The organism is Flavobacterium notoginsengisoli, assembly GCF_014207905.1.
In the GTDB taxonomy this organism is placed as follows: Bacteria; Bacteroidota; Bacteroidia; order Flavobacteriales; family Flavobacteriaceae; genus Flavobacterium; species Flavobacterium notoginsengisoli_A.
On record NZ_JACHLB010000008.1, the window covers coordinates 163389 to 173678 of the forward strand.

The following is a 10290-nucleotide window of genomic DNA, read 5'->3' on the forward strand; positions in this document are numbered from 1 at the left end:
CAAAGGAAAACGCAAGAATGGCAAAAAATAAAAAAGAAACTGTAGATAAAAAAAACGAAAAACAAGAAGGAAATAAAAGATCTTTTAAGATGTCTAAGCAACAAAAATTTGTTCTAGGCTGTCTTTTAGTTCTATTTTCAATTGCATTATTGGTTGCATTTATTTCTTTTTATGTTAATGGGCAATGGCAAAATGACCAAAGTGTAGTAAACCAACTTGGAGATCGTAGCGAGGTTGTTGAAAATTGGCTTGGAAAATTCGGAGCCTATTTATCCGATTTAGTAATCTACAGAGGTTTTGGACTTGCTTCTTTTTTATTTGTGCGCCTATTTTTCCTTACCGGAATGTTTTTAGCGTTAGAACTATCTACTCAAAAGCTTAAAAATACATGGTTTTGGGATATTTTTGCCATCATTATTGTTTCTATTTTGTTTGGCTTTTTTGCCACCTCAGCACCAGAACTAGGAGGTACAATTGGTTATGAACTGAATTTATTTCTACAAGATTACATTGGAAAAACAGGTACTTTATTGACGTTGCTTTTCGGTTTAATTGTGTACCTTATTTTTAAAATCAAATTATCTCCAGAAAAAATACAAACGTATTTTGATTCTACTAAAAAAGATTTCAAATCAGAATTAGAGAAGTTAAAACCAGCTGTAAATCAACCTGAGAGCGCTTATAACTTAGAAGAATTTGCTATTAAAGAAGAAGTGACAGAAAGCGATCCTGAGCTAGATGACATTCACTTAAAAACTGTTGATTCTCAATTCGAAATCAATAAAGAGGCATTAAAACCAACTATTTCTCATGCTTCTGAAATTGAATTGAATCCGATTTTAAAGCCAATTCCGCCAAAACAAGAACTTCCTTTAGTTTCTCCTGATGAAGCTTTTGTCATTGAAAAAGCGGAAGAAGAAGATATTATAGAAGAAAATTTAGCTTCGCGATTAGTAGCCGATTTTGGATTATTTGATCCAACTCTGGATTTATCCAATTACAAATTCCCAACTATCGATTTATTAAAAGAATATTCGACTGGAGGAATTACAATTAATCAAGAAGAACTAGAAGAAAACAAAAACAGAATTGTAGATACTCTTCGTAACTACAAGATAGAAATTGCTCAAATTAAAGCAACTGTCGGGCCATCAGTTACTTTATATGAAATCGTTCCTGAAGCCGGAATCAGAATTTCAAAAATTAAGAGTTTAGAAGATGATATTGCATTATCATTGTCTGCACTAGGAATTCGTATTATTGCGCCAATTCCAGGAAAAGGTACTATCGGTATTGAGGTTCCGAACAAAAACCCAACTATGGTTTCTATGAAAAGCGTGATTGGAGCTGCTAAGTTCCAAGAAGCTGAAATGGAACTTCCAATTGCTTTAGGAAAAACCATCTCAAACGAAACATTTGTTGTCGATCTTGCTAAAATGCCTCACTTATTAATGGCTGGAGCAACAGGACAAGGTAAATCTGTTGGGTTAAATGCTGTTTTAACTTCGTTGTTATACAAAAAACATCCTGCAGAAGTAAAATTCGTTTTAGTCGATCCAAAAAAAGTAGAACTTACGCTGTTCAACAAAATAGAACGTCATTATTTAGCAAAACTTCCAGATACAGAAGACGCTATTATTACTGACAATGCTAAAGTAGTCAATACTTTAAATTCGCTTTGTGTGGAGATGGATAATCGTTATTCTTTATTAAAAGATGCGATGGTTCGTAATATTAAAGAATACAACGAAAAATTCAAATCTAGAAAATTAAATCCCGAAGCTGGCCATCGATTTTTGCCTTATATCGTTTTGGTTGTCGATGAGTTTGCCGATTTGATTATGACAGCTGGAAAAGAAGTCGAGGTTCCAATTGCTCGTTTGGCTCAGTTGGCTCGTGCGATTGGTATTCACTTAATTATTGCAACGCAAAGACCTTCTGTTAACGTAATTACAGGTTTGATTAAAGCCAATTTCCCTGCGAGAATCGCGTTTAGAGTAACTTCGAAAATCGACTCTAGAACGATTTTAGATACGCAAGGAGCTGATCAATTGATTGGGCGTGGGGATTTATTATACACAAATGGAAATGATGTAATACGTGTTCAGTGTGCTTTTATTGATACTCCCGAAGTTGAAAAAATTACAGATTTTATTGGCGCACAAAAAGCATATGCCACCGCATATTTGCTTCCAGAGTTTGTCGGAGAAGAAACTGGCATTAATCTTGATATAGATATTTCTGAAAGAGATACTTTATTTAGAGAAGCTGCTGAGATTATTGTCAATGCACAGCAAGGTTCTGCTTCTTTATTGCAGCGAAAATTAAAATTAGGATACAACAGAGCAGGTCGATTAATCGATCAACTTGAGGCAGCAGGTATTGTTGGTCCATTCGAAGGCAGTAAAGCTAGAAGCGTCAATATTCTAGATTTAAGTGCTCTTGATCAATTTTTTAATAATGAACAAAATTAATCCAATCATGAAAGCAAAAATTCAAGAAATCAACCAAAATCCTATCATAAACATGACTAAAAAGTGTTTTCAAATGGCAATTATTTTGCTTTTGAGCTTCACTTCTATTCAAGCTCAAGATAAGAAAGCAAAAGATCTATTGAACGAAGTAACTTCTAAAATAAAAAGCTACGATAATATTGTAATTGATTTTAAATATTCTTTAAACAATACTAAAGAAAACATCAATCAAGACAGTAAAGGAAATGTAACCATGAAAGGCAATCAATATGTTTTGAATTTTATGGGCGTTACCAAAATTTTTGACGGACAGAAAACTTATACAATCGTTCCTGAAGACGAAGAAGTTACCATTTCTAAAGTTAACGAAAAAGATGACAGCGCTATTACACCTTCAAAAATGCTTACTTTCTTCAATTCTGGCTATAAATACAATATGGACATTGTTCAAAATGTAAAAGGACGAAAAATTCAGTATATAAAATTAGTTCCTACAAGTGGAAAAGATCAGAGAAAAGAAATTCTTTTAGGTATTGACAGCCAAACAAAACACATCTATAACTTGATTGAAACTGGAAAAAACGGAACAAAAACAACTTTAACCGTTAATTCTTTTAAAACCAATCAGCCATTGTCAAAAAATCAATTTACATTTGTAGCGAGTAAATACCCGAAATACTACATTAATAAATTAGATTAATTACAAGGTTGAAAATTTTAGACAAATACTTACTAAAAACTTTTCTGATTACATTTGCTACGGTATTTGTAATCCTTTTTTTTATATTCATACTACAAACCGTATGGCTGTTTATTTCCGAGCTTGCTGGTAAAGATTTAGATTTAATTCTAGTGGTTAAATTCTTGCTTTTCTCAATGCCGAGAATTATTCCGCTGGTATTGCCTTTATCGGTTTTATTGGCTTCGATTATGACTTTTGGAAATTTGGCCGAAAATTACGAATTCGCTGCCATGAAATCTTCTGGCATATCACTGCAAAGAGCCATGCGCGTTTTGATTATTTTTATTTTCGTTTTAAGTATTGTCGCATTTTGGTTTGCCAATAATGTTATTCCGTATGCCGAATTTAAATTTGTCAACTTTAGAAAAAATATCGCTCAGGCTAAACCCGCAATGGCTATTGCTGAAGGTCAGTTTAACGATGTGGGCTTCTATAATATAAAGGTCAATAAAAAATCTGGCGAAAATGGAAATCATCTTACAGGAGTAACGATTCACGAAAAGCCTAATAGTATGGGTGAAAACAAAACTGTTATTAAATCTAAAACCGGAGAATTGATTAGTAGTGAAAAATCAAGCATCCTTCAATTAGTTTTGAATGACGGCTACTACTATCAGGATGTTACTCCAAAAAAATATGAAGATCGTGCCAAATTGCCTTTTATAAAAGGAAAATTTAAGAAACAGATTATCAATATTGATTTAGCTGAATTAAACAAAGTTGACGACAGTAAAGAAAGTATTGCTGGTACAAATGCAATGCTAAATGTTAATGAATTACGCTACACACTAGATTCTTTGAATAAGAATTTAGATAACGAGATTGTCTCTTTTTCAGAAAACATTAACCAACGAGTTGGAATTAGAAGAGGTCCGCAAAATGTAAATAAACAAATTAAGAAAAAACCACTTCCAAACAACTTGTTGTCATTGTATTCCAACAAAGATCAAGTAGATATTTTAAAAATGGCAGGAAGTAATATCACCAGTAATATTTATTCAATTGATACAACTCAAAAAGATCTAAAAGACAAACAAAGAGAAATTAACAAGCATTTGAATGCATTGTATGAAAAGTTTGTCATTGCATTTGCTTGTTTTTTAATGTTTTTCATCGGAGCTCCACTTGGTGCAATTATTAGAAAAGGTGGACTTGGATTGCCAATTGTATTTGCTGTTTTAATCTTTATTACTTTCCATTTCATTAATACTTTTGGAAAAAGACTTTCACAAGAAGGAGGTATGTCTCCATTTTTAGGTTCATGGATGTCATCTTTTATCCTGTCGCCGTTAGCCGTTCTTTTAACGTATCGTGCAACAAACGACAACGGGTTAATTAATTTTGATGCAATTACAACTCCAATTTCGCAACTATTTCAGAAAATTTCCGAGCGGTTTTTTCCAGCTCAAAAGCAAGAATAATTATGTCAACAACAAAAATACAACTAAATACCATTGAAGAAGCTATTGAAGATATTCGTCAAGGTAAAGTAATCATTGTAGTCGATGATGAAGATCGTGAAAACGAAGGTGATTTTTTGGCCGCAGCTGAAAAGGTAACACCTGAAATGATCAATTTTATGGCTACCCACGGTCGCGGTCTAATTTGTACGCCACTTACAGAAAGCAGATGCAAAGAATTGGATTTGCGTGCTATGGTTACCAATAATACAGATCATATGGAAACCGCTTTTACTGTTTCTGTTGATTTAAAAGGCAACGGTGTTACAACTGGAATTTCTGCCGCAGATCGTTCTAAAACTGTTGAAGCATTAGTTGACCCAAATACAAAACCTCACGATTTAGCTCGCCCTGGACATATTTTTCCTTTAATTGCCAAACAAGGAGGCGTTTTAAGAAGAACTGGACATACTGAAGCGGCTATTGATTTTGCGCGTTTAGCAGGATTTAAGCCAGCCGGAGTTATCTGTGAAATCTTAAATGAAGACGGTACAATGTCTCGTCTTCCTGAATTGATAAAAGTGGCAAAAAAATTCAATTTGAAATTAGTTTCAATTGAAGATTTAGTTGCATACAGAATGCAACATGATAGTCTGATCGTTAAAAAAGAAGATTTTGATATAGAAACTCGTTTCGGAACTTTCAGACTGAGAGCTTACGAGCAAACAACCAATAAACAGATTCATATTGCTTTAACAAAAGGAACATGGAATTCTGGTGAACCTATCTTGACTAGAATACACTCTTCACAAGTTAATAATGATTTACTTGGAACATTGACCAATAATGCTGAACAGCAATTGGATGATATGTTTAAAGTAATCAATGAGAACGGAAAAGGTGCTGTTATTTTTATTAATCAAGATATGACGGCTGTAAATCTTTTAAATAGAATTTCAGAGCTAAAAACTTTGCAATCTAATGGAACTTTAAAAGCACCTAAAGTTATTATTGACAGTAAAGATTACGGAATTGGAGCTCAAATTCTTCATGATATTGATATTTCTAAAATCAGATTGGTTTCGAATACTGAACAAACAAAACGTGTAGGTATGATTGGTTATGGACTTGAAATTACAGAATACGTTAATTACTAATATGGGAACAGTAGAAGAAAGAATCCAAAAATCTGAAACGCGTATTTTCAAGGCCGTTTTTCCGAGTACAACAAATCATTACGACACTTTATTTGGAGGAACTGCTCTTCACCTTATGGATGAAGTAGCGTTTATTTGCGCAACACGTTTTAGCAGAAAAAAAGTTGTTACGATTTCCACAGGTCAAATTGACTTTAAAAAAGCAATTCCGGCTGGAACTTTAATCGAATTGGTAGCAAAAGTTGATAGTGTAGGAAGAACAAGCTGTAAAATTCACGTAGATATTTTCATGGAACAAATGTATTCGGAACTTAGAGAAACGGTTGTTTCAGGAACTTTTTCGTTTGTTGCAGTTGATGAAAACAAAAAACCAACGCCAATTTTAGACGATTTAGAATAATTTTTAAAAAAATATCTTTTTCGGAAATACTGATAATTAGACACTTGAAAATTATCTCAAAAAACTTTAAAAAAAAGTCCGAAAAAAGTTTTTATAACCGAAAAACCGTCTTATATTTGCACCCGCAATCAGATAATGAGAGCGACATACTGGAGAAATGGCAGAGCGGTCGAATGCGGCAGTCTTGAAAACTGTTGACTGTAACAGGTCCGGGGGTTCGAATCCCTCTTTCTCCGCCAGATGAAGTTTCAAAAGAAACTTTAAAAATCAAAAGCCTTTAAACACTAGTGTTTAAAGGCTTTTTCGATTTTACACACTTTTCAAAAAGCACATGTTTTATCAAAGAATGGTGGCACAATCAGTGTCCCACTTTTTTTGAGATCTTTTTTCTCAAAATTGGACCACTAAAACAAAAGAATTCCCCGGGAATTCCCTACTGTTAATGAGCTCTCTTAAAATTATTAATTCAATTTGATTATTAATTTTAAAATTAGATAACATGTTAAAAACAATTTTTCTGCTAAAATCCGGCAGAGTTAATCGAGATGGAGAAAGCTCTATTATTCTAAGGCTTTCTTATAAAACCAAAACAATTACAATCGCCTCGGGAAAATATATTTCGAAAGAAAAATGGATCCAGACAAACCATCTGAAAAATACACTGAAGGCGGAAAAAGAAAAGGTAATCAAAAGCTCTCTTGATCTTATGCAGCTTAATGCCGAAAAGAAGTTTACAGAACTTTTCCGAATTGATCCTGAAGTTGATCTGGAATTGCTAAAAGCCGAACTTACAGGAAAAGCCAAAATCGGCCAGCCTCAAGGTCCTTCCATAATTTCAATTATGGAAACATACAATATATTCTTCACCAAAAGAGTCAATTCTGGAGAACGCGCAGCCGCTTCACTGCAGAAGTACAAAAGAGCGAAGGATTTACTTTTGGATTTTATCACGAAAGCCTACAAAAAGGAAGATATGTCAGCATCTGAAATATCAAGCTCATTTGTGTTTAAACTGGAACAATTCCTTAAATACGAGAGCAGTTTTAAAGACCAGACAGGCATCAAAAACAATTCGGTGGTAAAGTACATGAAAATGTATAAAACTGCCTGCAATTATGCCATTAAAATGGATTTGATCATTAAAAATCCATTCAACGTTTATGATGGAAGGCTAAGCGTAAAAGATGCTGTTTTCCTAACACAGCTAGAACTGAATACGATCGAGAATAAAATATTTTCAACACCCCGTCTTGAAAAGGTCAAAGATATATTCCTTTTCAGCTGCTACACAGGATATGCACCTGTCGATGCAATGGATCTGACCGAAAGAAACTTATCCGAAGATTCAAATGGAAATTTATGGATTATGACAAGCAGAGCCAAAACTGCAATTAGAGCAAATGTGCCCGTATTACCAACCATTGAGAAAATTATTTCAAAATATAAAAATCAGCAAAAAGGTCTTATCCCGAAAATATCGAATCAGAAAATGAATGCCTATCTTAAGGAAATAGCTGATGCCTGCAGCATAGACAAACATCTTACATGGTATGTTGCCAGACATACATTTGCAACCACCGTAACCTTGGGAAACGGAGTAAGACTCGAAAATGTTTCTGCAATGATGGGACATACCAATACTAAGCAGACACAGCATTATGCAAAAGTTTTGGATGTTAATATAATGGAAGATATGGAGAAACTGAAATCTAAATTTAGATAGTAACTTTAAATTTCAGGCTATGCTTCAAAACCAATTTATAGATATCTTAAATCTTATTAAGAAATCAAGATTCAAAGCTTTAAAAGCAGTCAATACAGAATTAATAGACCTTTACTGGAACGTTGGTGAATACATCAGTCAAAGACTAGAATCTGAAGAGTGGGGTCTTTCTGTTGTTGATGAATTATCAAATTATCTGCTTTTAAATGAACCGATGTTAAAAGGATTTTCAAATAAAAATATTTGGAGAATGAAACAATTCTATCAGCAATATAAAGATTATCCAAATCTCTCAACACTGTTGAGAGAAATCAGTTGGTCACACAATCTTGCTATTTTTTCCAGATGCAAAAGTATAGAAGAAAAGGAGTTTTACCTTAAAATTACTAAAGAGGAAAACTACAGCTTTAGAGAACTTGAAAGGCAAATTTCCTCTGGTCTTTTTGAACGTACCATGCTCGGAAATGCAAAACTCTCAACAGTGTTGAGAGAAATACATCCTAAAATAATCAATTCACTCAAAGACAGCTACATTTTTGATTTTTTAAATCTCTCTGAGCCCCACAATGAAAAAGATCTCAAGAAAGGACTTATCAAACAGATGAAAGATTTTATTCTTGAGCTGGGTAAAGACTTTCTGTATGTAGGCGAAGAATATAAAGTTCAAGTCGGAAGCAGTGACTTCTATATTGATTTATTATTTTATCACAGGGTACTGCAGTGCCTTGTTGCTTTTGAATTGAAAGCAGATAAGTTTAAGCCAGAACATATAGGTCAGATTAATTTTTATCTAGAAGCCCTTGACAGAGATGTAAAAAAAGAGAACGAAAATTCAAGTATCGGAATTTTACTTTGTAAAGATAAAGATAGTGAAGTTGTAGAATATGCTTTAAGCCGAACTCTTTCTCCTACTATGGTAGCCGAATATAAAACGCACCTACCAGATAAAAATATACTCCAGCAAAAAATCCATGAATTGTTCAACAGCAATTTAGAAATTGAATAAATCTATTCTTTCTAAACATTTCCAATTGCGTCCGTACTGCGGACGCAATTGACATGAACGCAAAAGCATATTCATTTTTAACAGGACATGTTTACTAATTGAACTGTAGGGAAAAGAAAGAGCGAACTATGTCACTTAATTAAATATCTTGCGGAAGAATTATAGACATAAGTACAAAACTGGACTTTCATATCGAAAATTAAATTGGTATCGAAAATTTTACTAAACATTTTCAATTGTATCCGCACCGTGGACATAATTGAACTGGTTACAATTTAAGTTTCTACTATTTTCAATTAAGTCAATCGGCTAGAAGCTGTTAGCTGTAATTTATTTACCAATCTTTATATAGAAAATCCGCAATTTCTTTCGTTGTTTTATGTTTTAACATTGACATATACTCTAAACTAATATCCGGTGAAATCTTTTCGATTTCTGCAATTCGATTATTGTGCAGATTGAATTTTTCAACATTTTCAGCATTCTCCGTTATTGTAAGCTGAATTACTTCTTTCGTTTCAGCATCTATCGCCTTTAACCCTTTCTCATTAATCTCTACATTTTCTAATTTTAAAATTAATGAAGAAGGAAAATCATTTACCTGTTGTATAATCTTATTACCTGTAATAGGAATAAAAACCCATAGAGATTTACCCAAGTTATTTATAATTCCAGTTGAAAAAGGTCTTGCTCCAGATAGTAATATTTTTGTGTTTTTGTAATCTAAAACAAATAAGCCTTTTACTAAATGCTCGCTCTGTTGAAGCATATATTTAAGATTGTTTTCTTTATTTAAAATAGTTGAAGATTCAAGAAAAATCGAGTTTATTAGGTTCAAGTTATGCTTAAAGGCATTCATCAGAGTAATCCCCATTAGAGCACCAGCTTCACGATGCGCAAAATCATTTCTGAACTTTTTTGCTATTTTCCATTGTTCAAATAAATCATTCGAAACTAATATTTTTAATCGTGTAAGTTTTGAATTTAGTGATTCAAAGCCTTCTCTTTTTAAACCTAAAATTTCGAGTTTTAAGGTAACACTTGCTTCAAAAATTCGTGTTGATTTTGAAAAAGCTTCATCAATTAATGGATAATTAAAATAGCTATAATACATAAGTCTTTCAACTACTTTGTAATCATTAATTATCGCCTTAGGAACTAAAGAATGGAATTTCCCTTTTAGTAAATATTTTTCTTTAAAATCATGCTCTGATTTTACATTAAAGACTTTCCAGATTTCATCAGGTTCTAAATAATTTATTTCTTTCATATAAGTTATCATTTTAAAGCCACGTGTAAAACTCAGTCATATTGACCACTGTTTTCCAATTTAAAGTGACCACTTCGTTTCGGTTTAAAGTGACCATCTAATTTCGGTGCAAAGTGAG

At 33.0% G+C, this 10290-nt stretch carries 8 protein-coding genes and 1 tRNA gene; 8 read left to right on the forward strand and 1 reads right to left on the reverse strand.

Annotated elements, in window-relative coordinates; translation table 11 throughout:
- Positions 1 to 17: 17 nt before the first annotated feature.
- The 8 genes from HNP35_RS21240 to HNP35_RS21275 all read left to right on the forward strand — a co-directional run bounded on the left by HNP35_RS21240 (position 18) and on the right by HNP35_RS21275 (position 8902).
- Positions 18 to 2474 (forward strand): DNA translocase FtsK, encoded by a 2457-nt coding sequence (locus HNP35_RS21240; protein ID WP_184167030.1) that lies wholly within the window; start codon positions 18 to 20, stop codon positions 2472 to 2474.
- A gap of 7 nt (positions 2475 to 2481) precedes the next feature.
- Positions 2482 to 3174 carry a LolA family protein gene (locus HNP35_RS21245; RefSeq protein ID WP_246453630.1) on the forward strand — a complete coding sequence of 231 codons (693 nt, stop codon included), beginning with the start codon at positions 2482 to 2484 and terminating at the stop codon, positions 3172 to 3174.
- An 8-nt stretch (positions 3175 to 3182) separates the two neighbouring features.
- Positions 3183 to 4637, forward strand: a complete 1455-nt coding sequence (locus tag HNP35_RS21250; protein ID WP_184167033.1) for an LptF/LptG family permease — start codon at positions 3183 to 3185, stop codon at positions 4635 to 4637.
- Between the two features lie 2 nt (positions 4638 to 4639).
- Positions 4640 to 5773 (forward strand): 3,4-dihydroxy-2-butanone-4-phosphate synthase, encoded by a 1134-nt coding sequence (gene ribB / locus HNP35_RS21255; RefSeq protein ID WP_184167036.1) that lies wholly within the window; start codon positions 4640 to 4642, stop codon positions 5771 to 5773.
- 1 nt (position 5774) lies between these two features.
- Complete coding sequence (locus HNP35_RS21260; protein WP_184167062.1) at positions 5775 to 6173, forward strand: acyl-CoA thioesterase; 399 nt, start codon at positions 5775 to 5777, stop codon at positions 6171 to 6173.
- Positions 6174 to 6324: 151 nt separating this feature from the next.
- Positions 6325 to 6412, forward strand: a tRNA-Ser gene (locus HNP35_RS21265).
- Between the two features lie 260 nt (positions 6413 to 6672).
- The gene (locus tag HNP35_RS21270; RefSeq protein WP_184167039.1) at positions 6673 to 7896 is read left to right on the forward strand and encodes a site-specific integrase; all 1224 of its coding nucleotides are present in this window, start codon (positions 6673 to 6675) and stop codon (positions 7894 to 7896) included.
- 19 nt (positions 7897 to 7915) lie between these two features.
- Positions 7916 to 8902 carry a PDDEXK nuclease domain-containing protein gene (locus HNP35_RS21275; RefSeq protein ID WP_184167042.1) on the forward strand — a complete coding sequence of 329 codons (987 nt, stop codon included), beginning with the start codon at positions 7916 to 7918 and terminating at the stop codon, positions 8900 to 8902.
- A 334-nt stretch (positions 8903 to 9236) separates the two neighbouring features.
- Here HNP35_RS21275 and HNP35_RS21280 read toward each other — a convergent pair whose 3' ends face one another.
- Entirely contained in the window at positions 9237 to 10172 is a 936-nt protein-coding gene (locus HNP35_RS21280) for a hypothetical protein (RefSeq protein WP_184167045.1), read from the reverse strand.
- Positions 10173 to 10290: the final 118 nt, after the last annotated feature.